The 20,991-nt window shown below is 69.2% G+C and carries 22 protein-coding genes; 9 read left to right on the top strand and 13 right to left on the bottom strand.

Going from position 1 to position 20,991, the window contains the following annotated elements:
* Positions 1 to 5 precede the first annotated feature (5 nt).
* Positions 6 to 1,331, bottom strand: a complete 1,326-nt coding sequence (locus tag GIY56_RS10395; protein WP_154764769.1) for an ActS/PrrB/RegB family redox-sensitive histidine kinase — start codon at positions 1,329 to 1,331, stop codon at positions 6 to 8.
* An 88-nt stretch (positions 1,332 to 1,419) separates the two neighbouring features.
* On the opposite strand from GIY56_RS10395, the gene GIY56_RS10390 reads away from it, so the two are divergent.
* The 3 genes from GIY56_RS10390 (at position 1,420) to GIY56_RS10380 (ending at position 3,060) form a co-directional block, all read left to right on the top strand.
* Positions 1,420 to 2,049, top strand: a complete 630-nt coding sequence (locus GIY56_RS10390) for an SCO family protein (RefSeq protein ID WP_154764768.1) — start codon at positions 1,420 to 1,422, stop codon at positions 2,047 to 2,049.
* Positions 2,050 to 2,113: 64 nt separating this feature from the next.
* Positions 2,114 to 2,674 carry an ActR/PrrA/RegA family redox response regulator transcription factor gene (locus GIY56_RS10385; protein ID WP_154764767.1) on the top strand — a complete coding sequence of 187 codons (561 nt, stop codon included), beginning with the start codon at positions 2,114 to 2,116 and terminating at the stop codon, positions 2,672 to 2,674.
* A 74-nt stretch (positions 2,675 to 2,748) separates the two neighbouring features.
* Positions 2,749 to 3,060, top strand: coding sequence for an H-NS histone family protein (locus tag GIY56_RS10380; RefSeq protein WP_154764912.1), 312 nt, complete (start codon positions 2,749 to 2,751; stop codon positions 3,058 to 3,060).
* A gap of 43 nt (positions 3,061 to 3,103) precedes the next feature.
* Here GIY56_RS10380 and GIY56_RS10375 read toward each other — a convergent pair whose 3' ends face one another.
* The 3 genes from GIY56_RS10375 to GIY56_RS10365 are packed head-to-tail and all read right to left on the bottom strand — an operon-like array spanning position 3,104 to position 4,817.
* On the bottom strand, positions 3,104 to 3,712 hold the full coding sequence (locus GIY56_RS10375; protein WP_154764766.1) for an HD domain-containing protein: 609 nt from the start codon (positions 3,710 to 3,712) through the stop codon (positions 3,104 to 3,106).
* Between the two features lie 6 nt (positions 3,713 to 3,718).
* Positions 3,719 to 4,231 (bottom strand): protein-export chaperone SecB, encoded by a 513-nt coding sequence (secB, locus tag GIY56_RS10370; protein WP_154764765.1) that lies wholly within the window; start codon positions 4,229 to 4,231, stop codon positions 3,719 to 3,721.
* 58 nt (positions 4,232 to 4,289) lie between these two features.
* Positions 4,290 to 4,817 carry an FxsA family protein gene (locus tag GIY56_RS10365; RefSeq protein ID WP_154764764.1) on the bottom strand — a complete coding sequence of 176 codons (528 nt, stop codon included), beginning with the start codon at positions 4,815 to 4,817 and terminating at the stop codon, positions 4,290 to 4,292.
* Positions 4,818 to 4,922: 105 nt separating this feature from the next.
* On the opposite strand from GIY56_RS10365, the gene GIY56_RS10360 reads away from it, so the two are divergent.
* Together GIY56_RS10360 and GIY56_RS10355 are read left to right on the top strand one after the other, a co-directional pair.
* Positions 4,923 to 5,579, top strand: coding sequence for a Tim44/TimA family putative adaptor protein (locus GIY56_RS10360; protein ID WP_154764763.1), 657 nt, complete (start codon positions 4,923 to 4,925; stop codon positions 5,577 to 5,579).
* A 1-nt stretch (position 5,580) separates the two neighbouring features.
* Positions 5,581 to 6,174: a Smr/MutS family protein gene (locus GIY56_RS10355; RefSeq protein ID WP_154764762.1), complete on the top strand. Its 594-nt coding sequence runs from the start codon at positions 5,581 to 5,583 to the stop codon at positions 6,172 to 6,174.
* On the opposite strand, the gene GIY56_RS10350 is transcribed toward GIY56_RS10355, so the two are convergent.
* From GIY56_RS10350 to hslU, 3 genes are all read right to left on the bottom strand, one after another.
* The gene (locus tag GIY56_RS10350) at positions 6,171 to 7,172 is read right to left on the bottom strand and encodes an alpha/beta hydrolase (protein WP_154764911.1); all 1,002 of its coding nucleotides are present in this window, start codon (positions 7,170 to 7,172) and stop codon (positions 6,171 to 6,173) included. The genes GIY56_RS10355 and GIY56_RS10350 overlap by 4 nt on opposite strands.
* Positions 7,173 to 7,306: 134 nt before the next feature.
* Complete coding sequence (locus tag GIY56_RS10345) at positions 7,307 to 7,492, bottom strand: PLD nuclease N-terminal domain-containing protein (protein ID WP_154764761.1); 186 nt, start codon at positions 7,490 to 7,492, stop codon at positions 7,307 to 7,309.
* A 51-nt stretch (positions 7,493 to 7,543) separates the two neighbouring features.
* Positions 7,544 to 8,851 (bottom strand): ATP-dependent protease ATPase subunit HslU, encoded by a 1,308-nt coding sequence (hslU, locus tag GIY56_RS10340; protein ID WP_154764760.1) that lies wholly within the window; start codon positions 8,849 to 8,851, stop codon positions 7,544 to 7,546.
* Positions 8,852 to 8,977: 126 nt separating this feature from the next.
* On the opposite strand from hslU, the gene GIY56_RS10335 reads away from it, so the two are divergent.
* Positions 8,978 to 9,259, top strand: a complete 282-nt coding sequence (locus tag GIY56_RS10335) for a BrnA antitoxin family protein (protein ID WP_154764759.1) — start codon at positions 8,978 to 8,980, stop codon at positions 9,257 to 9,259.
* A 65-nt stretch (positions 9,260 to 9,324) separates the two neighbouring features.
* Positions 9,325 to 9,816, top strand: coding sequence for a pyridoxamine 5'-phosphate oxidase family protein (locus tag GIY56_RS10330; protein WP_154764758.1), 492 nt, complete (start codon positions 9,325 to 9,327; stop codon positions 9,814 to 9,816).
* Positions 9,817 to 9,864: 48 nt separating this feature from the next.
* On the opposite strand, the gene hslV is transcribed toward GIY56_RS10330, so the two are convergent.
* Positions 9,865 to 10,422 (bottom strand): ATP-dependent protease subunit HslV, encoded by a 558-nt coding sequence (gene hslV, locus GIY56_RS10325; RefSeq protein WP_154764757.1) that lies wholly within the window; start codon positions 10,420 to 10,422, stop codon positions 9,865 to 9,867.
* Between the two features lie 87 nt (positions 10,423 to 10,509).
* Between hslV and GIY56_RS10320 the strand changes: the two genes are divergently transcribed.
* On the top strand, positions 10,510 to 11,412 hold the full coding sequence (locus tag GIY56_RS10320; protein WP_154764756.1) for a capsular polysaccharide export protein, LipB/KpsS family: 903 nt from the start codon (positions 10,510 to 10,512) through the stop codon (positions 11,410 to 11,412).
* A 33-nt stretch (positions 11,413 to 11,445) separates the two neighbouring features.
* Here GIY56_RS10320 and trxA read toward each other — a convergent pair whose 3' ends face one another.
* The 5 genes from trxA to tsaE are packed head-to-tail and all read right to left on the bottom strand — an operon-like array spanning position 11,446 to position 20,186.
* On the bottom strand, positions 11,446 to 11,766 hold the full coding sequence (gene trxA / locus GIY56_RS10315; protein WP_154764755.1) for a thioredoxin: 321 nt from the start codon (positions 11,764 to 11,766) through the stop codon (positions 11,446 to 11,448).
* A 58-nt stretch (positions 11,767 to 11,824) separates the two neighbouring features.
* Complete coding sequence (addA, locus tag GIY56_RS10310) at positions 11,825 to 15,199, bottom strand: double-strand break repair helicase AddA (protein WP_154764754.1); 3,375 nt, start codon at positions 15,197 to 15,199, stop codon at positions 11,825 to 11,827.
* Positions 15,192 to 18,140: a double-strand break repair protein AddB gene (gene addB, locus GIY56_RS10305; protein WP_154764753.1), complete on the bottom strand. Its 2,949-nt coding sequence runs from the start codon at positions 18,138 to 18,140 to the stop codon at positions 15,192 to 15,194. The genes addA and addB overlap by 8 nt, the downstream gene beginning before the upstream one ends.
* Positions 18,133 to 18,801, bottom strand: a complete 669-nt coding sequence (locus GIY56_RS10300; protein WP_230312435.1) for a nucleotidyltransferase family protein — start codon at positions 18,799 to 18,801, stop codon at positions 18,133 to 18,135. Before GIY56_RS10300 ends, addB begins: the two co-directional genes overlap by 8 nt.
* Entirely contained in the window at positions 18,789 to 20,186 is a 1,398-nt protein-coding gene (tsaE, locus tag GIY56_RS10295; protein WP_154764752.1) for a tRNA (adenosine(37)-N6)-threonylcarbamoyltransferase complex ATPase subunit type 1 TsaE, read from the bottom strand. The genes GIY56_RS10300 and tsaE overlap by 13 nt, the downstream gene beginning before the upstream one ends.
* A 103-nt stretch (positions 20,187 to 20,289) precedes the next feature.
* On the opposite strand from tsaE, the gene GIY56_RS10290 reads away from it, so the two are divergent.
* Complete coding sequence (locus tag GIY56_RS10290) at positions 20,290 to 20,892, top strand: COG3650 family protein (protein ID WP_154764751.1); 603 nt, start codon at positions 20,290 to 20,292, stop codon at positions 20,890 to 20,892.
* The last annotated feature ends 99 nt before the right edge of the window (positions 20,893 to 20,991 follow it).

Raw genomic sequence — 20,991 nt, 5'->3', positions numbered from 1 at the left:
AAATGTCAGGCATCCTGCGCGGGATTGTCGCCCAGTGGCGCGCGCGCGTCAGCGGCGATCCGGTCCAGCGGCCAGCGCACCGTCACCACCGCGCCCGGACCCCCGTTGGCAAAGCCGAGCCGCGCGCCGGACCGTTCCAGCAGCGTCTTGGCGATGAACAGGCCAAGGCCCATCCCCTCGTATCCCTCGCGCTGCGCGCCGCCGCGCCGGCTGGTCAGGTAGGGATCGCCGATCCGCGACAGAAGTGCTGCGGGATAGCCGGGGCCGTCGTCGCGGATCGTCACGCAAAGCCAGCCGTTGCCGATCTGCGATTCGACCACCACCTCGCTTGCCGCGAAATCGACGGCGTTCTGGATCAGGTTGCGCAGCGCGTGGATGATCGCGGGGTCGCGGCGGATGTCCAGGCTGTCGGCCTGGATGCGGACGGCGGGGCCGCGTCCGGCATGGGGTTCGGCGGCATCCTCCAGCACCGCGCGCAGGGGGGCCGCGCGCAGGTGCAGGTCGTCCTTGCCCGCCCGGCCCATCGACCGCAGGATCTGCGCGCAGCGCACCGCCGAATCGCGCAGCGCGATGGCGTCGGCCTGCAGGTCGGGGCGGTCGTCCAGTTCGTCCGCAAGCTCGGCCGCGATCAGCTTGATGGTGGCGAGCGGCGTGCCCATCTCGTGCGCGGCGGCCGCCACCACGCCGCCCAGGTGCTGGAGCCGCTGTTCGCGCGCCAAGGCCATCTGCGTGGCGAACAGCGCGTTCGAGGTCGCCTGCAATTCCGCCGTCACGCGGTGGGCATAGCCTGCAAAGAACACCACCCCGATCATCAGCGCCGTCCAGTGGCCAAGCGCCAGCGTGGGCGCCAGGGTCAGTTCCTGCCCGTCCGCGCCATGCAAGGGCAGCGCAATCAGCGCCGTGATCGAGATCAGCGCCACCGTGGCCACGCCCAGGGCCACCGTTTCCCGGGCATCCAGCGAGGTCGCGGCCACCGTCACCGGCGCCAGGACCAGCAGCGCGAAGGGGTTGGCCAGCCCCCCGGTCAGCGCCATCAGCGCGGAAATCTGGATCACGTCGAAGGTCAGCTGCACCACCGCCCCCCGGGCCGAGGTCCGGCGCGGCGGCGACACCACCTGCCACAGGTTCATGGCGATGGCCGCCGCGATCAGCGCCAGCACCGGTTCCAGCGCAAAGCCGATGCCCATGATGCGGGCCACGATCACCGCCGCCAACTGGCCTGCGATGGCGAACCAGCGCAGCAGGACCAGCGTGCGCATCCGGATCGGCTCGGCCTCGGGCGGGTCCTGGGGACCGATCGGACCGGAAGGGGGAAAGGGTGGATCGGCCATGCGTGCCCCGCTGCGACGATGCGGACCTTGATACGCGGCGCCGGATGGGCGATCAATGCGCCGCTTGCGCCCGTTGGAGGAGACGACCATGGCCGACCGGAAAATCCTGCTGATCGGATGCGTTGCCGCCGTGGCCCTGCTGGCGTCGGGCGGGGTCTACCTGGCCAGCCGCGGGGGGGACGACCAATTCGCCGGATGCGGCGGCAGCGCGGTGGCGGGCGGCATGGACGCCTTCGGCACCGATTTCACCCTGACGCGGCAGGACGGGCAGCGCGTCACGGCCCAGCAGGTCTTCGCCAAGCCCTCGCTTCTGTATTTCGGCTATACCTCCTGCCCCGATGTCTGCCCGATGGACAGCGCCCGCAACGCCGAGGCCGCCGCCCTGTTGCAGGAAGGGGGCAAGGACGTGCAGACCGTCTTCGTCACCGTCGATCCCAAGCGCGACACCCCCCAGGTCGTGGCCGATTTCACCAGCCTGTTTCCCGGCGACATGATCGGCCTGACCGGGACCGAGGAGGAGATCGCCGCCGTCAACAAGGGCTGGCGCAACTATTACAAGGCCAACGACGCGGAAGACGGGGAATACTACCTGGTCGATCACATGACCAACACCTATCTGGTCCTGCCCGGCAACAGGACGGTCGATTTCTTCAACCGCGACACCCCCCCCGAGGTGATGGCCGAGCGCGTCGGCTGCTTCGTCGATGCCCTTGGATAAGAAGTAATTGCCCCTGTCCCGCCGTTGCGGCACTGTTACCGTTCACGCAAGCTGGGACCTGCCCATGGAAGTCGAACCCCCCGTCCGCCTGTATCCGGGTCCCGATCCGTCGTTGATCCTGGTCGATGACGACGAAGTCTTCGTGACTCGGCTGGCGCGGGCCATGGAAAAGCGCGGCTTTGCCCCCCGCACCGCCGTCAGCGTCGCCGATGCCCTGGCCATGATCCGCGAGGCGCCGCCCGCCTATGCCGTGATCGACCTGCGGCTGGAGGACGGCAACGGCCTGGACGTGGTCGAGGCGCTGCGCGAGTTGCGCGCGGATGCGCGCATCATCGTCCTGACGGGATACGGCGCCATCGCCACGGCTGTCGCGGCGGTCAAGATGGGGGCGACCGATTATCTGGCGAAGCCCGCGGATGCCAATGACGTAACGTCCGCGTTGCTGTCGGATGGTGAATCGCTGCCGCCCCCGCCCGACAACCCGATGTCGGCGGACCGGGTCAGGTGGGAACATATTCAACGGGTTTACGAACAATGCGACCGCAATGTCAGTGAAACCGCCCGCCGCCTGCATATGCACCGCCGCACGCTTCAGCGCATCCTTGCCAAGCGCGGGCCGCGCTGAATAATGAAACGTCTTGTAATTCCCTTTGCGTGATATAACATTAGTTTCATCAATTCATGATGGATGAAAAAGAAATGAACTTCGACCTGGACAAGATGACGCTCAAGGAACTGCGTGATCTTCGGGGAAGACTGGACCGCGCGATCAGTTCCTATGAAGACCGCAAGCGCCGCGAAGCATTGGCCGCGATCGAGGAAGCCGCACGCGAGCATGGTTTCAACCTTGCCGACCTGACCGGGTCGAAACCGCGCCGGACGGGAACGGTCGCGCCCAAATACGCAAATCCCACGGATCCGACGATGACGTGGACAGGCCGCGGCCGCAAACCGCGGTGGGTCCAGGAAAATCTTGAAGGCGGCAAGCAGCTGGACGACCTGCTGATCTGACGGGATTTTTTGCAAGGGGCTGTCCCGTCGGGGCAGCCCTTTCCTATGCGGATCCGTCCGCAGCCTCGTTCAGCATCCTGAAGCGGTCCAGGAATGCCTCTCGTGCTTCTGCCGGGGGGCGTATTCGAATATGCAATACGGACAAAATCAATTCGTTTTGCAGCGGAAACAGGCGTTTCGCCTCGGACAGGCTGAAGCCGGCGATTTGAACGGCCTCGAGCCGCGCCGAAATCCGGTCGGCTGCCTTGATTTTAACCTTTATTGACGACGGTATTGTCGCGGGCAATCCGAAGCGGCGATGAATGGCCGCCGTCAGCCGTTCGTCCATGCGGCCGTATTCCGCGCCAAGCGCCGCCTTGACCGGGGAAATCATGTCGCCGATCACATATTCCGGCGCATCGTGCAGCAGCGCGGCCAATCGCCAGCGCGTCTCTATCCCGGGATTGAGACGGGTCAGGATATCCTCGACCAGCAGGGAATGTTCGGCCACCGAATAGGGCCAGTCCCCCCGGGTCTGGCCGTTCCAGCGGGCCACGAAGGCCAGGCCATGGGCGATGTCGGTGATCTCGATGTCCACCGGCGTCGGATCCAGCAGATCCAGACGGCGGCCCGACAGCATCCGCTGCCAGGCCCGGCGCGGTCGTGCCGCCATGGCGTGTCAGGACAGGCGCTGGTCGGCGGGCGCGCCCTGCTGCGCCTGCGCGCGGCGCGCGAGTTCCTGGCGGTACAGCGCCACGAAATCGACCGGGTCCATGTTGAAGGGCGGAAAGCCCCCGTCCCGCGTCACGTCCGAGATGATGCGCCGCACGAAGGGAAACAGCATCCGCGGGCATTCGATCATCAGGAAGGGGTGCATCTGGTCCTCGGGCACGCCCTCGATCAGGAAGACCCCGCCGTAATCCAGTTCGGCCAGGAACAGGGTGGCGTTGTCGCCCTTGTTGGTCGAGGTGACGCGGAACTTGGAAATCACCTCGTACTGGTTGTCGCCGGCGCGCTTGCGGGCGTCCAGGCTGACCTGGACGGTGATCTCGGGCTGGACCTCGCCCTGGGGGGCGCCCTTGGTGGCGACGGCGTTCTCGAACGACAGGTCGCGGATGTATTGCGCCAGGATCTGCATCCGCACGGAGGGGGCGGCAGAGGCCGCGCCGTTGGGGGTGGTTTCGTCGGCCATGGGATTTCCCTTGAAGGATGACACTTGGCCCCGGTTCTATCAGGCGCGGGTCACGGCCTCAATGGCGCGTCCAGCCCGATCCGCCGCGCCGGGCAGGCCGGTCGCCCGTCCCGTCCTCGGGCAGATCGAGCGGCGGGCGCGGACGCGGGGGCGTGTCCTCGACCACGAAATCCGCGTCGATCACCCCGTCGGCATAGGGCGGGCGATGCGACTCGCGCCGGGCGACGTGAACGGACCGGACCCGCATCCGCCGCCCCGCCTGCCGCATCACGAGATCGCGCACCGGCGGGATCAGCAGCAGCAGGCCGATGGTGTCGGTGAAAAAGCCCGGCACGATCAGCAGCGCGCCCGCGATCATCAGCATCATGCCATGCGCGAGCGGCCGCGACGGATCGCGCAACTGCGCGAGGCTCTGCTGCGCTTCCATCCAGGCATGGGCGCCCTGGCTGCGGATCACGGCCATGCCCAAGACGGCGGCCAGCACCACCAGCCCCAGCGTGGCCCAGACCCCGATCAGTCCGCCCACCTGGATGAACAGCGCGATCTCGACGATCGGCAGCGCCACGAACAGCCACAACAGTCGCATTCCCGTTCCCTTCCCGGCCAGGGGATAACTGGACTTGCCCCGGCGCAATCCCTACATAATGACGCAGATCGCAGATACCAGCCAAGACCACATGAGGCCAATCGCATGAACAACCCGTTGCTGCAGTTGCTTGTCCTGGGCGGGATCGCGATTTTCCTTATCCTCCGCCTGCGCAACGTCCTGGGCACCCGCGACGGGTTCGAGCCGCCGCAGGTCGAGGCCCCGGACCATCCCCGCCCCCGCTTCGACGTGATCGAGGGCACCGCCGGGGAACCCGACCACGACATCCTGGACCATGCCGAGGCGGGCAGCGCCACCGCGCGCGCCCTGGCCGCGATGAAGGCGGCCGAGCCGTCCTTCGGCGTGATGGATTTCCTCAACGGATCGAAATCCGCCTACGAGATGATCCTGATGGCCTTCGAGCGCGGCGACCTGTCCGAGGTCCGGCCCTTCCTGGCGGAACCCGTCGCCGCGGCCTTCCAGTCGGTCATCGACGCCCGCACGGCGAATGGCCAGACGGTCACGGCGCAGTATATCGGGACGCGCGAAACCTCCCTGGCAGGGGCGGAATTCGACCCTGCCACCGGAATGGCCGAGATTTCCGTCCGGTTCGTGGGCGAACTGATCGCGGCCACCCGCGACAGGGCGGGCCATGTGGTCGAGGGCGATCCCAAGGCCGCGCGCAAGCAGCGCGACATCTGGACCTTTGCCCGCCGCATGGGTCAGGACGACCCGAACTGGCAGCTTGTCGCGACCGGCTGAGATGGCCCGGCGACGGGACCTGACGCCCGAGGACAGGGATCTGTGGGCGCGCGTCGCCCGCACGGCGGCGCCGATGCACCCCGAACGGCCAAGGCTTGCCGATCCCGAGGCAAGCCCATCCTTCAAGCCGAAGCCAGCCCCGCCCCCGTCGCTGTCGCTGCTGGATTTCGCGATCGGCCACAAGGCGCCGCCCCGCCCCCCTGCCGCGCTGTCCGCCGCGCCCACCCCCGCGCAACGGCTTGCGCAACACCCCCTGCGCATGGATCACAAGGTTCACCGCCGCATGGCGCAGGGCAAGCTGGCGCCCGAGGCGCGGCTGGATCTGCACGGGCTGACCCTGGCCGCGGCCCACCCCGAACTGACCGGCTTCATCCTGTCCTGCCATGCCCAGGGGCGGCGGCTGGTCCTGGTCATCACCGGCAAGGGCCGGGGCGATCACGGTCCCTTGCCGACCCGTCCCGGCGCCCTGCGCCATCAGGTGCCGCACTGGCTGCACATGCCGCCGTTGTCGGCGGTCGTCCAGCAGGTCACGCCCGCCCATTACCGCCACGGCGGCGAGGGGGCCTATTACGTCTATCTGCGCCGCAGCGGCTAGAACGCCGGCGCCAGCACCACCTGCACCGCCTGCTCGACCCGGCTGACCGCGCCGCCGATCAGGCCGGGATCGGCGCCGCCTTCCTCGGGCAGGATCCGGTCCAGGTCGCGCATCCGCGTCAGGATCCGCTGCAGGGCCGGGGAATCGGCCACGTTGAAATGCCCGTAGCCGGTGTTGAAGGCGCCGGTATCGACGACAACGACATCCAGGTCCGCCACCGGCTGCGCATCGGGAATGTTGCCCAGCCGAAGCGGCTCGTCCGAGATCAGCGCCGACAGTTGCAGCGCCCGGTCGCGGGGCGAGGTGATGATCACGAAAGGCTGCGGCAGCGGCCCGATGGCGCGGACCTGCGACCGGAACAGCCGCAGGTCCAGGTCGGGCGATATCAGGATCACGCCGTCGATCTGGCCGATCAGGTCGCGCCGCCCGGACAAGGCCATCTGGCGCAACGCCTCCATCAGCAGCTGGCCGCCCATCGAATGGGCCATCAGCACGATCTTGCCCCGCCCCTTCGCCTGGGCCAGCAGGTCGATCGTCTGCACCAGCCCGTCGCGCGAATACAGCGCGCCGTCCCGGTCGCCCGAATAGGCATAGGGCTTCATCCGCGAGGGCCACGAGAAATGCGCGTGGATTCCCGGCAGTTGCAGGTCATGGGCCAGTTGCGCGGTGCGGTAAACGCCTTCGGCGAAGCTGTAGTTGTAGCCATGCACGAACAGCATGATGTCGCGGTTGCCCGGCGCGCGGCCTGCCAGGTCCCGCTCGATGGCGCGGCGGAAGGCCCCGGCATCGGCAAGCCGCCCGCCGTCTGTCACCAGGAACTCCCGGTCGGGATCGCCGCCGGGCCGGGGATAGGCCAGATCGCCCGGCGCGCGGTCGGGCGGGACCGACACGTCGATGCGCGAAAACCAGGGCTGCGGCACATGGTCGCCGGACAGGTCGCGCTGCGCGGCGACCCAGATCGGCTCGGCGATGCGGGGCCGGTATCCGGCGGGGGCCATCACCAGGGCGCCGCGCGGGCCACAAGCCGCAAGCACAAGGACGAGACAGAAAAGGAAATGCCGCAAGCGTCACCTTACAGGGAAACGGTCGCGGCAAGCCTGTCAGAGAAACCGGTCCCAGGCCAGCCCCGGCGTCAGGCCCGCCCGCCGTAATTGGCCTTGGGTCCCATGAAATACCACAGGATCAGGCCAAGCACCGGCAGGATCGCGATCAGGGCGATCCACAGGATCTTGGTGCCCGTGCTGACATTCGTGTTGATGACCGAGGCAATCGCCCAGACATCCAGCACGAAGACGATGATTCCGAAGACATAACCCATGACCAGTCCCCTTTCCTGCCAGGCCAACCCGGATGCGTGCCGGACGGTTCCTTACAGCACGTAACGCGACAGATCGGTGGACCGCGCCAGGTCGCCCAGGTGGCGTTCGACATAGGCCGCATCGACCTGCACCGTCTCGCCGTCCTTGTCGGGGGCGCTGAAGGACAACTCCTCGAAGACGCGCTCGATCACGGTATACAGGCGGCGCGCGCCGATGTTTTCGACCGATGCGTTCACCTCGGCCGCGATGCGGGCAAGCGCCGCGATGCCGTCGGCGGCAAAGCCCACGGTGACGCCCTCGGTTGCCATCAGGGCGGTGTATTGGCGGGTCAGGGCGTTGTCGGTCTCGGTCAGGATGCGGATGAAGTCGTCTTCGGTCAGGGCGCGCAGTTCCACCCGGATCGGCAACCGGCCCTGCAGTTCCGGCAAAAGGTCGCTGGGCTTGGCGACGTGGAACGCGCCCGAGGCGATGAACAGGATGTGGTCGGTCTTCACGGGGCCGTATTTGGTAGAAACCGTCGTGCCCTCGATCAGGGGCAGCAGGTCGCGCTGCACCCCCTCGCGGCTGACATCGCCGCCGCGCGCGTCGGCCCGCGCGCAAACCTTGTCGATCTCGTCGATGAAGACGATGCCGTTCTGCTGCACGGCGTCCAGGGCTGCGGCCTTGACGGCGTCGTCCTCCAGCAGCTTGTCGGCTTCCTCGGCGATCAGCAGGTCATAGCTTTCCGACACCGTCATCTTGCGGCGCACCCGCCGCCCGCCAAAGGCCTTCATCAGCCCCGACAGATCCATCATGCCGCCCAGGGACTGGCCGGGCTGGCCGGGGATTTCCATCGCGCCCAGGGGGTTGGACGTGTCCTGCACCTCAAGCTCGATGGCGGTGTCGTCCAGCTCGCCCCGCTTCAGCTTGTCGCGGAACATCTGGCGGGTGCCTTCGCGCGCGTCCTTGCCGGCCAGGGCCTCGATCACGCGGTCCTCGGCCGACTTGTGGGCGCGGGCCTTGACCGCCTCGCGCATCCGCTCGCGCGTGTCGATCATGGCGGCGTCGGTCAGGTCGCGGATGATCTGTTCCACGTCGCGGCCGACGTAACCCACCTCGGTGAACTTGGTCGCCTCGACCTTGATGAAGGGGGCGTTGGCCAGTTTCGCCAACCTGCGGCTGATCTCGGTCTTGCCGACGCCGGTCGGGCCGATCATCAGGATGTTCTTGGGATACACCTCGTCGCGCAGGTCGTCGCCCAGTTGCTTGCGGCGCCAGCGGTTGCGCAGCGCCACCGCCACGGCGCGCTTGGCGTCCTTCTGGCCGATGATGAAGCGGTCCAGTTCGGACACGATTTCGCGCGGGGTCAGGTCGGTCATGGGTCTGCCTTCTGTCGGTTCACCCGCAGATAAACAGTCGGGGCGGCGATTTGAAGGGATGTGCCGACCAGATGCTTGTCGTCTATACAACGGCGCGGATCATCACGGCACGAAAGGCGTGGCGATATGAGCGAGAAGATTTCAGGGCCTTGCACGCTGGAGGAACTCCGGCAGATGAAGGGCAGGACTGACTGGGACCGCCTTGCCCGCGAAGGCGACTTCGAGGGCGAGGATGATTTCGAGGTGGACTGGTCCACCGCGCGTCTGGTGATTCCCGAACCCAAGAAGGCGGTATCGCTTCGCATCGACCCGGACGTGCTGGATTTCTTCCCCTCGCAGGGCAAGGGCTACCAGACCCGGATGAACGCGGTCCTGCGCGCCTACATGGAGGCGAAGAAGGCGGGCTGAGGTCCGTTCGGAACAATCCGCCGGGCGCCACGTTGGCACGGGAGCCTGATATCGGAGGATTCGACATGCCCACGCCCGACGAACTGAAAGCCCGCCTGTGGAAGGCCCTGCGGTCCGACATGACCGTGATGCTGGGCCTTATCGGCGGCGAACACGGCCATACCCGGCCCATGACCTCGCAGGTCGAGGACGGGGACCACGGGCCGCTGTGGTTCTTTACGTCCAGGGACAATGCCCTTGTGGAAAGGCTGGCGGGCGGCGCGCAGGACGCCGCGGCGCAGTTCGTGTCCAAGGGCCATGACCTTTGGGCCTCGATCGAGGGGTCTCTGACCGAGGACACCGACCGGGCCGTCGTGGACCGGCTGTGGAACAGCCATGTCGCCGCCTGGTACGAACACGGCAAGGACGATCCCAAGCTGGCCTTGCTGCGCTTCGATCCGCAAAAGGCCGAGATCTGGCTGGATGCCTCCAGCATCGTCGCCGGCGCCATGGTGGCGCTTGGCATCAGCGATCCCAAGGAAAGCTACAAGGACAACGTGGCGACCGTCCGGCTGTAGCGCCTTGCCGGTGATGCCGGGCCTGTGCGGCCCGGCATCCGTGCGCGCTCAGGCGCCGATGATCTCGACCGTCAGGTTGCCGTTGGTATAGACGCAGATGTCGGCCGCGATCGCCATGGCCTTGCGGGCCACGGTTTCGGCATCCCCGTCGCCTTCCAGCAGTCCGCGCGCGGCGGCCAGGGCGAAGTTGCCGCCCGATCCGATGGCGGCCACGTCATGTTCGGGTTCCAGCACGTCGCCCGCGCCGGTCACGACATACAGTTCCCGTCCGTCGGTGACGATCAGCATGGCTTCCAGGTTGCGCAGGTACTTGTCCATGCGCCAGTCCTTGGCCAGATCGACGCAAGCGCGCTGCAACTGGCCAGGGGCAGATTCCAGTTTCTTTTCCAGCCGTTCCAGCAGGGTGAAGGCATCGGCCGTCGATCCGGCAAAGCCCACCACCACGTCGCGCCCGCCGGGGTTCAGGCGGCGCACCTTGCGGGCCGTGCCCTTCATCACCGTCTGGCCGACGCTGACCTGCCCGTCGCCCGCGACCACCACCTTGCCGCCGCGCCGCACCGCCAGGATCGTGGTGCCGTGCCAGCCGGGAAATCTGTCATCCGCCATGAGGGTCTTTCCTTCCGTTTCCGGGTTGCAGATATGGGCACGGTCCCGGCCTTGCAACCCGCAGGTCCCTTGTGCAGCGTGGCGCGCATGGACCAGCCCCGCATCCTGCGCATCTACCTGCATCCGCCGATCTTGCAGACGGCGCAGGCGGGCAAGCTGGGTTTCCTGAACCGGATGTCCCGCCTGCTGGAGGAACGCGGCTGGCAGGTCGCCGTCCAGCGGTCGGGCGAGGCCGCGCGCCAGGCCGCCCCCGGCCTTCCCGGTTACGCGCTCTATCACATGGAACGCCCCACCCATGACCGCGCGCTGACCTTCCGGCGGGCGTATCATTATCCCTTCTGGCGGCTGGAACGGCACGCCGAACGCTGGTCCTGGCCGGTCGCCCGGGCGCGCTTCGATCCCCTCGCGGTCGATGCGCAAGCGGCGCGCGATTTCGCGGACAGGCTGCGCCGGCGCGTGCTGCCGGGACCCGATCCGGTCCGCGGCGATCACGTGCTGATCCCCTTGCAGGGCCGGTTGCGCGAATGCCGGTCCTTCCAGACCATGAGTCCGGTCGACATGGTCGAGAGCGTCGCCCGCACCGGCCGCCCGGCCATTGCCACCTTCCACCCCAAGGAACCCCCTGACGCCGAAGACCGCCGCGCCCTGGACGGCCTGGCCCGGCGATACCCGAACCTGACGATCGGCGGCGACACCGCGAAACTGCTGCGCGGCTGCGCCCTTGTCGCCACGCAAAACAGCGCGGTGGGCTTCGACGGGCTGATCCTGGACAAGCCGCTGGTGCTGTTCGGGATGGCGGATTTCCACCACGTCGCGCTGAACGTGGCCGACCTGGGGGCGGACGCGGCCCTGGCCCGCGCGGACCGCCACCGCCCCGATGTCGCCGCCTATCTGGACTGGTTCCTGCGCCGGACGAGCCTGGACATGATGGCGCCCGATGCCGACGACCGGATGCTGGCCGCCATGAAGAAGGGCGGCTGGCCCGTGTAAGGCCGCCGCCCTTCGACCGTCACGAAGGACAGGTCAGATCGATTCCTCGATCCAGTTCTTCAGCGCGGCCTTGGGGGCGGCGCCCATGCGGTTCGACACGACCTCGCCGCCCTTGAACATGAACAGCGCCGGGATGCCGCGCACGCCCAAGGCCGCGGCCTGTTCCTGGTTCTCGTCGATGTTGACCTTCACGATCTTGATCTTGCCGGCATATTCCTCGGACAGTTCTTCCAGGGCGGGGCCGATCTGCTTGCAGGGACCGCACCATTCGGCCCAGAAGTCCACGATCACGGGGGTGTCGGACTGGCGGACCTCGGTGTCGAACTGGCTGTCGGTGACGGGCTGAGTGGCCATTCTATCGCTCCTTGCAAGGGACATGCCGGCGGGATGCGGCAAGGCTTCGTTCCAACAGCTATGAAGCCAGGGCCTTCGGGTCAAGGGCGGCCATGACGCGGTCCAGGATGGGATCGGGGATCGGCATCAGGCTGCGCGTGGCGGTCCACAGGACGCGGACCTCGACCGCGCGGGCGGGCCAGATCATCCGCAGCGCCGCGCGATAGGCCGCCATCTGCCGCAGGATCCCCTCGGGCGTGTCCTCGGGGCGACCGGGGACCACCGCATTCGACTTGTAGTCCACGGCGATGATCCGCGCGTCCGTGATGATCAGCCGGTCGATGGCGCCATGGACCGGACCAAGGCCCGGCAGGGGGGCGGTCAGCGCGACCTCGGTCAGCACCTGGGCCGAGGGGTCGGGCGTCATCACTTCGGCCAGGTCGGGGGCGTTGATCACCGCTGCGGCCTCGGCCAGCAGGTCGGCCAGCTCGTCGGCGCCCGGCAGGCCGCCCTCGGCCCCGGCCAGCAGGCCCCGGGCGATGCGCGGCCAGTCGGTCGCGGGCTGGCGGGGCAGGTGTTCCAGCAGCAGGTGCAGCCGCGTGCCGCGCAGCATGGCGGCGGCAGGGTCGGCGTCCTCGGTCCCTTCGCCGATGACCTTGGCGCCGCCAAGCGCGGTCGCGGCGATGGCCAGCATCTTGGGCGGCGGCGCGGGGGCGCGGCGATGCGCCCATTCGGGCGCGCGGGCAGGGGGCGCGAAGGTCGCGTCCAGCGCCACCGCCTGATCGGGCCAGGCGCCGAAGAACAGCCGTTCCGCCGTGCCGATGCCGTCGATCTCGACCGTGGTGCGTTCCAGGCTGCTGCACCGCACGGCGCCGACCGCGATCATCGAATGCCAGGATTCCAGCCCCACGCCGCAATCGCCCGCCGCGGCCACGATCAGCCAGCTTTCGGCCCGCGTCATCGCCACATACAGCAGGCGGCGGCGTTCCTCTTCTTGCCGCTGTTCGTGGTCGGCCACGGCCAGGGCCACCGGGTCCGGGCGGTCGGCGGCAAGGCCGCGCCAGGCGGGCCGGTCGTCCAGCCGGATCAGCGGCTGGCCGCGCCCGGGCTTGCGCTTCTTCGTCTCGGGCAGGATCACCACGGGGCTTTCCAAGCCTTTCGAGCCATGCACGGTCATCACCCGGATCAGCCCGCCCGCGCCGCCGGGCAACTGCCGCTTGATCTGCACGTCGTCGCTGCCCAGCCAGACCAGGAACCCCGTCAGCGAGGGCGTTTCCACCGTGTCATAGGCCAGGGCCTGCGACAGCAACTCGTCGATGCCGTCCTCGGCCTCGGGACCGAGGCGCGAGAGCAGGGCTGCGCGGCCCCCGTGGCGGACCAGCAGGCGCGAGATCAGGTCATAGGGGCGCAGGTAATCGGCCTGGTCCATGAGGTCATAGAGAACCTCGAACGCCCCGCGATAGGGCGATTCGCGCAAGCGTTCCCACAGGTATTGCCGCCCGCGCCCGGCGGCCAGGCGATACAGGTCATCCTCGGACAGGCCGAACAGGGGCGATTTCAGCACGGCGGCAAGGCACAGGTCGTCCTCGGGCGTGGACACGACCGACAGCGTCGCGGTGATGTCGCGCACGGCCAGTTCGGCGGCCAGCTTCAGCCGGTCGGCCCCGGCCACGGGCAGGCCCGCGGCCTTCAACTCGCGGATCAGGTCGTCGAACAGCCCCGCCCGCCGCTGGACGAGGATCTGGATGTCGCCCGGCCCGATGGCGCGGACCTGGCCGGTCTTGCCGTCGCGGATCGGGGTGCCGATGATCTGGCGCACCTGGCGGGCGACGGCGCGGGCCAGCTGCGTGTCGGCGGCGTTTTCCGCCGGCGCATCGACGGGCCGGGTCCAGTCGCCGTCCTCGAGCTTTTCGGGTTCGGGCAGGGGCGGCCAGATGTCGATGCGGCCGGGCATGGTGTCACGAAAGGCAATGTGGCGGGGCGGATCGCCCAACCCCTGCGCCCCGTCGCCGGAAAAGACCGTATCGACCAGCGACAGGATCGCGGGCGAGGATCGGAACGAATGAGCCAGTCCGCGCTGCTGCATGGGCTGGCGCACGGCCTCGAAATCCTGGCGGAAGCGGTCGCGCATCGCCTCGAAGACGGCGATGTCGGCGCCCTGGAAGGAATAGATCGACTGCTTGGGATCGCCCACCACGAACAGCGTGCGGGGCCGGTCATGCGCCCCCGCGCCGCTGGTGAATTCGTCGGTAAGCCGCCGGATCACGCGCCATTGGTCCGGGCTGGTGTCCTGCGCCTCATCGACCAGGATGTGGTCGATGCCGCCGTCCAGCCGCCACAGCACCCATTGCGCCATGGAGGATTCGTCCAGCAGGTCGGCGGTGCGGCGGATCAGGTCGTCGAAATCCAGCCAGCCATGGGTGGCCTTCTCGATCGCCAGCCTGCGGGTGAATTCGTGGCCGAAGCGGTGCAGCGCCAGCGTCTTTTGCGCCAGCGCCAGGCCCATGCACAGCGGGCGGGCATCGGCCACGCGTTGCATCAGCGCTTCAAGGTCCGCCATGAAGGGCGCGCAGCGACCCTCGCGCAGGGCCTTGGTGGGGATGTCGCCGATCTTGGGACCGAAGGGCACGCGGGCATCCTTGCCGAACAGCAGGCACTTGCACAGAAGATGCAGCTCGTCCGGGCCGGGATCGGCCCAGTTGCCCTGCGACAGCTGGTCGGCCAGCCTGCAGTCCTTGGGACCGCTGGCCCGCAGGATCGGCGCCAGGGCCGCGAACAGGTCGCCTTCGCCGCCCGCGAAGACCCGGGCCAGCAGCGCGGGTTCGTCCAGGCCGGGGGGCAGGCCCATGGACCCCCAGATCGGCGCGGGATCGGGTTCGCGGGGGTAATCCGCATCCGACAGCCCCGCCAGGAAGGCGTCCAGGTTGTCGCCCGACACCAGCGCCGTCAGGTCGCGGATGGCGGGCGCGCCTTCGGCGGCCATGTCCTCGACGATCTGGGCGCGCAGCGCGCGGGCGGACCGGTCGTCCAGTTCCATGAAGCCCATCGGCACCTGGGCTTCCAGCGGAAAGCGCCGCAGCAGGGCCGCGCAGAAGCTGTGGATGGTCTGGACCTTCAGCCCGCCCGGCGTCTCGATGGCGCGGGCGAACAGGCGGCGGGCCTGAGCCAGATCCGGGTCGCCCCCTTCGCCCAGTTCGGCCAGTTCGCGCCGCAACTCGGGTTCGGGCAGCATCGCCCATTGGCCCAGGCGGCGCAAAAGGCGGTTCTGCATCTCGGTCGCGGCGGCCTTGGTATAGGTCAGGCACAGGATGCGTTCGGGCGCGGTCCCCGCCAGCAGCAGGCGCGCCACGCGGTCGGTCAGCACGCGGGTCTTGCCCGACCCGGCATTGGCCGTCAGCCAGGTAGACCGGGCGGGATCGGCCGCCGCGATCTGGTTGAGGCTGGCTTCATCCATGATCACCCACCCTTTCCACGCGCGGCGCATCGGCCAGCGACCATTCGCCATAGCGCGCCAGATGATCGTAGTCGCCCGCATAGCTGGTCTGTTCGGGCGCCCGCATCGCGGTGAACCCGATCTCGCCCCCCAGATAGGCCGCGACCAGGCGCAGGAAGCCGTCCCAGTTCTCGGCCTCCAGTTGCGGGGAATAGCTGCGGGGATGCGTCTCGCCCTCGCCGCCCAGCTGGATATAGCTGATGCCCGCGACATCCGCCGGGCCAAGCGCGTCGAAACCCCCGCGCCGGACCATCGCGGCCTCCAGGATCAGCTGCTTGTCGAAGGTGGCGATCTGCTTGTCGGAGGGGGGCTTGCCGGACTTGTAGTCATAGATCATCACGGACCCGTCATGCAGCAGGTCGATCCGGTCGGGCCGGGCGGTCAGGACGAAATCCATCCCCGACAGCGCCACGCGGCCGCGCTTTTCCACGACCACCGGGCGGCCCTGCGCCAGCCGGGCCAGCTCGTCCGCGACGAGGCGGTCGGCGATCTTTTCCATCCGCGCGGCCCAGAAGGCGCGGGCGGCGGGCCAGGGCACGTCGCGCAGCAGGATCTCGGCCGTCAGGCGCAGGAACCGCGCCTTCAGCACCGCGGGGGGCGTGTCGGGCGCGGGTTTGGACGCCACCAGCGCCTCGACAATGGCGTGCAGGGTCTGGCCGCGCAGGGATGCATCCGGTTCGGGCCGCAGCGAGGGCAGCGGGCGCAGGCCCAGGACGCGCTTGGCATAGACCGCGTAAGGGTCGCGGATCAGCAGCGACACATCCGTGACCGGCAGTTCCCGGAACGGCGGCACGGGCGGGATGGGCGAGGGGCGGGCGGCGGGCCTGACCGCCACCGGGGGCCGCGACAGGGCGGCGGCGCGGGCCAGCCAGGCATTACCGCGCGCGCGCATCGCGGCCAGGGCCTGCGGGCCGTTCCGTTCGGGCAGGCCGGTCATCAGGTTGGTCAGCCGGTTCAGCCAGCGCGACGGGATCGTCTCGGCCTCGGCGTCGCGGCGGGCGCGGGTCAGGACCACCTGGTCCAGCCCCATCACCTGCTGGAAATCGTGCGCCGCCAGCCCGATCAGGGTTTCCGGCAGGGGCAGGCCCGCCGCCGCCCGCATCTGCCGCGACAGCCACGGATCGGGCGCCAGGGGCTGCGGCCAGCCGCCCTCGTTCAGGCCCGACAGGATCACCGTGCCCTCGCCCACGATGCGGGCCTCGCGCGGGCCGCGGATATGGATCAGGTGATGGGCGCCGCCCTCGATCCGCACGGATTGCTGGCGCATTTCGTCCAGCAGCAGCGAACAGAATTCGGTCGGGCCAAGGCTCGGCCCCTCGGCCGCGTGTTCGGCCAGGTGGTCGATGGTGGTGCGCAGCAGCGTGCCCGCCTTGTCCTCCCACAGCTTCGAGGCCGCGGCGCTGCCCCCCGGTCCCGCCGCCCAGGACTCGGCCAGGGCGATCAGGTCGTGCAGCCGGTCGGGCAGGGGACGCGGCGCGCGGTCGCGCGCCAGGGGCGTGATCCGGTCCAGCAGGTCGGCCAGCCATTCGGCCCAGATCTTGCGGGCGGGGTCGCCGCGCGTGGCCCAGGTGCGCAGGCAGTCGCCGTCGGGAAAGGCCGGGCCGTTGCGGCGCAGGTGCAGTTCCAGGTCGCGGGCCAGCCTGCGCGCGTCGTTCAGGGCCAGCAGCGGCGATCCCGTGACCGTCATCGGATGCTTGAGCAGGATCAGCAGGCGGTCGATGGCCAGCGCCTGTCCGAACAGCGCGGCGATCTGGCGCAGGAACAGGCCATGCGCGGTCAGCGACAAGGGCTGGCCCGCGCCTTCGTCGGGCCGCAGGTGCCAGCGGTCCAGTGCGGCGTTCACGCGCCGGATCAGGTTGCCGTCCGCCGCGATCAGCGTGGCGCGCGCCTCTCGTTCGGCGGCGTCGCGCAGGATCAGGGCGATCACTTCGGCCTCGGACCCGGGCTGGTCGGCCTCGATCAGGGTCAGGCCTTGCGTGGGGGCGATCAGGTCGGGCAGGCGCGGGCCTTCGGCGATCCACTGGTCGGTCACGGGCGCGGGCCGCAGGGCCAGGGACAGCAGCCGGTTGCGGTCGGGCACCGGCGGGGGCGTGTCGGTCCAGCGGGCGGGGCGGCCCAGGGCGCGGACCAGCGGCGCGAAGCGCGACTGCGGATGATCCTCGGCCCCCCGCTCCAGGCTTTCCCAGACCGGCAGGGGCTGGTCGAAGTCGAAGCCGGGCAGGATCACCGCGCCCTCGGGCAGGGCGGCCACGGCCTCCATGAACAGGCGCGTGGCACCGTGCGATCCAGTCGATCCCGCGACGATCACCGGCCCGGGCGGCAGGTTGATGCCCTGCGCCCAGTCCTGGACCAGGGTTTCCGCCGCAAGGCGCTGGCGCGCAGGGCGGTCCACCGGCGGGCCGTCCAGGTGGAACCGTGCAGCGATGCGCAGGAAGGCCAGGGCGTTTTGCCAATGGCGGGCGTGATCGCCGGTGTCGATGCCTTCCAGCGCCTCGGGCGTCAGGCCCTCGGTCTGCATCTCGTGCATCAGGGTGGCCAGCGACCGCGCCAGAAAGGCGATGGAATGGCCCGCCGCCAGGTCGCGCCGCGCATCCAGCAGGCGCGCCACCAGCCGGGCCAGTTGCAGCCGCCGGGCCAGGGGCGCGGATGTGGGCTGGCCCAGCAGGGCAGGCGTGTCCAGGTTCGTGACCGGCAGCAGGCGCGGCAGCAGCAAGGGGCCGCGCCGGTCGAAGCCGCATTTCAGTTCGGACAGGGTGCGCGAGGCATTGGCATAGATGGTGACGCGGGCCATCGCCTCGGGCGGCTGGCCTTTCATGCGGTCGAGGAACCCCGCCACGAATTCATGGGCGAAATCGACGCCGGGCGGCAGGGCGTAAAGGCCGCGGAACACAGGCTCAGCCATGCAGCATCCTTTCCGCCAGGGGGATCGCGTCCGGATAGCCCACGTCGCACCAGCCGCCGGGGTGGACGATGCCATGGGCGCGCCCGTCGGCGATCAGCAGATCCCACAGGTGGTTGAGGGAAAACACCCGGTCGGGAATCTGGGCCAGCCGGTCGGGGCGGATGATCTGCGCGCCGCCATAGACGTGATCGCCCCAGCGGCTGATGCGGCCTTGCGTGTCCATTGCAAAATCCCCCGCCCCCTGCCGCGCCGTGGCCCGGGCCAGCGGCACCAGCATCAGCAGCGCCTCCATGTCCTCGCGCCAGGCGGCGTTGAGCGCCGTCAGCGGGTTCGGCCCGGTCCAGACCACGTCGGGGTTCAGCGTCATCACCGGACCTTGGCCTAGCAGCGGCAGGGCCTGACGCAGCCCGCCGCCGGTGTCCAGGATCGTGCCGGGTTCGTCGCTGATGGCGACATCCTGCCCCGCCAGATGGGCGGCGATCCGGTTGCCCAGGTAATGCGTGTTGACCACGATCCGCCCCGCCCCGGCATCCCGGCCCAGATCCAGGGCGCGGTCCAGCAAGGTGCGGCCCGCCACCGGGATCAGCGGCTTGGGGCAGGTGTCGGTCAGGGGCCGCATCCGCGTGCCCAGGCCTGCGGCAAAGATCATCAGCGGGCGCATCGGGCACGGATCCTTTCGATGACGGCACCGTCGGGGGCGGGCAGGGCGGCCACCGCCCGCGCCAGGGGGACCAGCGCCGGATGGGCGAGGTTGCGCCGGACGTAACCCCAGACCCGAGGCATGAAGTCCAGGTATCGCCCCTTTCCGTCGCGCAGGCACAGCCGGGTGAAGATGCCCAGGATCCGCAGGTTCCGCTGCGCCCCGAGCAGGGCATAGGCCGCGCGGAAGCGGTCCGGGTCCAGCCCGGTCGCGGCCAGATAGCGGCTGACGCAGGCGGCCTCGATGCCGGGGTCCACGTCACGGCGCGCGTCCTGCAGGGCGGACACGAGGTCATAGGCGGGATGGCAGGCCACCGCGTCCTGATAGTCGATGAGGCCCAAGGGGGCCTCGCCCCGCCAGAGGAGGTTCTCGGCATGGAAATCGCGCAGGGCCAGGACAGGGGGGACATCGGCGGCCAGATCCGCGTGCAGCGCCGCGATCAGGGGGGCGATGTCGTAGCCGCCCGCCCCGCCTGCCGCCTGCGGATACCATTCGGCGAACAGGCCCACCTGTTCGGCCAGGGTCGGCCCGTCCAGCGGCGCCACGAAGTCGGGGACCGGATGGCGGTGCAGATCGACCAGCAGATCCGTGATCCGGTCATAGACCCCTGGCGCCATCGCAGGGTCGCGCTCCAGCACGCGGGCGACCAGATCGTCGCCCAGATCCTCGACCAGCAGCAGCCCCGCCGGATCCTGGGCCAGGATCGCGGGCGCGCCGAAGCCGTGGCCCCGCAGCCAGTCCGTCATGGCCGCGAAAGGCCCGCAGCCGCCCGAGGGATCGTCCATCAGCACCGCGCTGCCCCGCACGCCCGTCAGCCGGAAATACCGCCGCGCCGAGGCATCGCCCGCCAGGGGCAGCACCCGCGCATCCCCCCATCCCGCGCCCGCCACGAAAGCCGCCCGTGCCGCGATGCGCGCGGCGTCCGGCGCGATCAGGGTGATCTCGCGCAGATCGGGATCGGCATGACCGGCAATGCTGACGGTGATCGCGCCATTCGGCAGCCGCTCCAGCCGGTCGGGCCATTCGATCAGGCAGATGGCGTCCTGCAAGGCTTCGTCCAGGCCCAACTCGGCCAGTTCGGACGGATCGGTCAGGCGGTAAAGGTCGGCGTGCCAGATCTCGGTCCCCAGGGGGTCGTCATAGGTCTGGACCAGGGTGAAGGTCGGGCTTGGCACGTCCTCGGCCCGCTCGCCCTGCCGCGCCCGGATGAAGGCGCGGGCGAAATGGGTCTTGCCCGCCCCCACCGGCCCGTCCAGCAGCACCGTCTGGCCGGGCCGCAGGGTGGCGGCCAGCATCCGCGCCAGGGCGGCGGTCAGGGTTTCATCGGCGGTCAGGCGCGTCGTCATGGGGTGTTTCTAGCGGCTTCGTCGCGCGGGGGGAACCATCCGTGAACCGACCCGCTGGCATGTGGCGCCGAAACGGCTAGACTGAGACCAGGAGGCTACACCCATGTTCCGCACAACCCTTGCCCTTGTTCTGGCCCTGTCCAGCCCCGCCCTGGCCACGCAGGAATACATCCTGCCCACCCTGTTCGACGTTTCTGGAGTGGCCGCCAACGATGTCCTGAACATCCGTGCCGAACCGGATGCCAAGGCCGCGATCATCGGCACCCTGGCCCGCGACGCCAAGGCGATCGAGGTGGTCGAGGAACGCGAAGGCTGGGGCCGGGTGAACACCGCCGGGCAGTCAGGCTGGGTGTCGATGCGATACCTTTCCTATCGCACCGATGTCTGGCAGCCGGACGCGGTGCCCGCCGCGTTCCGCTGCCTGGGGACCGAGCCGTTCTGGGACGCCAAGCGCGAGGGCGGCGATCTGGTCCTGCGCACACCCGAGGATCAGGCGGGCGACCGCCGCCCCGTGCAGGCGGTGCTGGACACGGGCGTCTTCCGCGATCCGTCTCGGGTGGTGGTGGCGCGGGACATGACGCTGTTTGCGCATCCGCAGATCTGTTCGGACGGCATGTCGGACCGGCTGTTCGGCCTGTCCGCGACGCTGGTGATCCATGGGGACAGCCCGAGGATGCTGTCGGGCTGCTGCACGATCCAACCGTGAGGGTAAGTGGTGGGGTGGAACCCCACCCTACGGTGCCTTGTAGGGTGGGGTTCCACCCCACCACTCATCACCACATCCTCTATAGGCCGACCAAGGCAT

The sequence above is a fragment of the Paracoccus lichenicola genome (genome assembly GCF_009708075.1).
Taxonomy (GTDB): domain Bacteria; phylum Pseudomonadota; class Alphaproteobacteria; order Rhodobacterales; family Rhodobacteraceae; genus Paracoccus; species Paracoccus lichenicola.
Note: the sequence above shows the minus strand (reverse complement) of the source record. Positions and strands in the feature narration are given on the sequence as shown.

Excerpts from the sequence above, each read along its gene's own strand:
- GIY56_RS10395 (WP_154764769.1), bottom strand. The coding sequence starts at position 1,331 with ATGGCCGATCCACCCTTTCCCCCTTCCGGTCCGATCGGTCCCCAGGAC.
- GIY56_RS10390 (WP_154764768.1), top strand. The coding sequence starts at position 1,420 with ATGGCCGACCGGAAAATCCTGCTGATCGGATGCGTTGCCGCCGTGGCC.
- GIY56_RS10385 (WP_154764767.1), top strand. The coding sequence starts at position 2,114 with ATGGAAGTCGAACCCCCCGTCCGCCTGTATCCGGGTCCCGATCCGTCG.
- GIY56_RS10380 (WP_154764912.1), top strand. The coding sequence starts at position 2,749 with ATGAACTTCGACCTGGACAAGATGACGCTCAAGGAACTGCGTGATCTT.
- GIY56_RS10375 (WP_154764766.1), bottom strand. The coding sequence starts at position 3,712 with ATGGCGGCACGACCGCGCCGGGCCTGGCAGCGGATGCTGTCGGGCCGC.
- secB (WP_154764765.1), bottom strand. The coding sequence starts at position 4,231 with ATGGCCGACGAAACCACCCCCAACGGCGCGGCCTCTGCCGCCCCCTCC.
- GIY56_RS10365 (WP_154764764.1), bottom strand. The coding sequence starts at position 4,817 with ATGCGACTGTTGTGGCTGTTCGTGGCGCTGCCGATCGTCGAGATCGCG.
- GIY56_RS10360 (WP_154764763.1), top strand. The coding sequence starts at position 4,923 with ATGAACAACCCGTTGCTGCAGTTGCTTGTCCTGGGCGGGATCGCGATT.
- GIY56_RS10355 (WP_154764762.1), top strand. The coding sequence starts at position 5,581 with ATGGCCCGGCGACGGGACCTGACGCCCGAGGACAGGGATCTGTGGGCG.
- GIY56_RS10350 (WP_154764911.1), bottom strand. The coding sequence starts at position 7,172 with ATGGCCCCCGCCGGATACCGGCCCCGCATCGCCGAGCCGATCTGGGTC.
- GIY56_RS10345 (WP_154764761.1), bottom strand. The coding sequence starts at position 7,492 with ATGGGTTATGTCTTCGGAATCATCGTCTTCGTGCTGGATGTCTGGGCG.
- hslU (WP_154764760.1), bottom strand. The coding sequence starts at position 8,851 with ATGACCGACCTGACCCCGCGCGAAATCGTGTCCGAACTGGACCGCTTC.
- GIY56_RS10335 (WP_154764759.1), top strand. The coding sequence starts at position 8,978 with ATGAGCGAGAAGATTTCAGGGCCTTGCACGCTGGAGGAACTCCGGCAG.
- GIY56_RS10330 (WP_154764758.1), top strand. The coding sequence starts at position 9,325 with ATGCCCACGCCCGACGAACTGAAAGCCCGCCTGTGGAAGGCCCTGCGG.
- hslV (WP_154764757.1), bottom strand. The coding sequence starts at position 10,422 with ATGGCGGATGACAGATTTCCCGGCTGGCACGGCACCACGATCCTGGCG.
- GIY56_RS10320 (WP_154764756.1), top strand. The coding sequence starts at position 10,510 with ATGGACCAGCCCCGCATCCTGCGCATCTACCTGCATCCGCCGATCTTG.
- trxA (WP_154764755.1), bottom strand. The coding sequence starts at position 11,766 with ATGGCCACTCAGCCCGTCACCGACAGCCAGTTCGACACCGAGGTCCGC.
- addA (WP_154764754.1), bottom strand. The coding sequence starts at position 15,199 with ATGGATGAAGCCAGCCTCAACCAGATCGCGGCGGCCGATCCCGCCCGG.
- addB (WP_154764753.1), bottom strand. The coding sequence starts at position 18,140 with ATGGCTGAGCCTGTGTTCCGCGGCCTTTACGCCCTGCCGCCCGGCGTC.
- GIY56_RS10300 (WP_230312435.1), bottom strand. The coding sequence starts at position 18,801 with ATGCGCCCGCTGATGATCTTTGCCGCAGGCCTGGGCACGCGGATGCGG.
- tsaE (WP_154764752.1), bottom strand. The coding sequence starts at position 20,186 with ATGACGACGCGCCTGACCGCCGATGAAACCCTGACCGCCGCCCTGGCG.
- GIY56_RS10290 (WP_154764751.1), top strand. The coding sequence starts at position 20,290 with ATGTTCCGCACAACCCTTGCCCTTGTTCTGGCCCTGTCCAGCCCCGCC.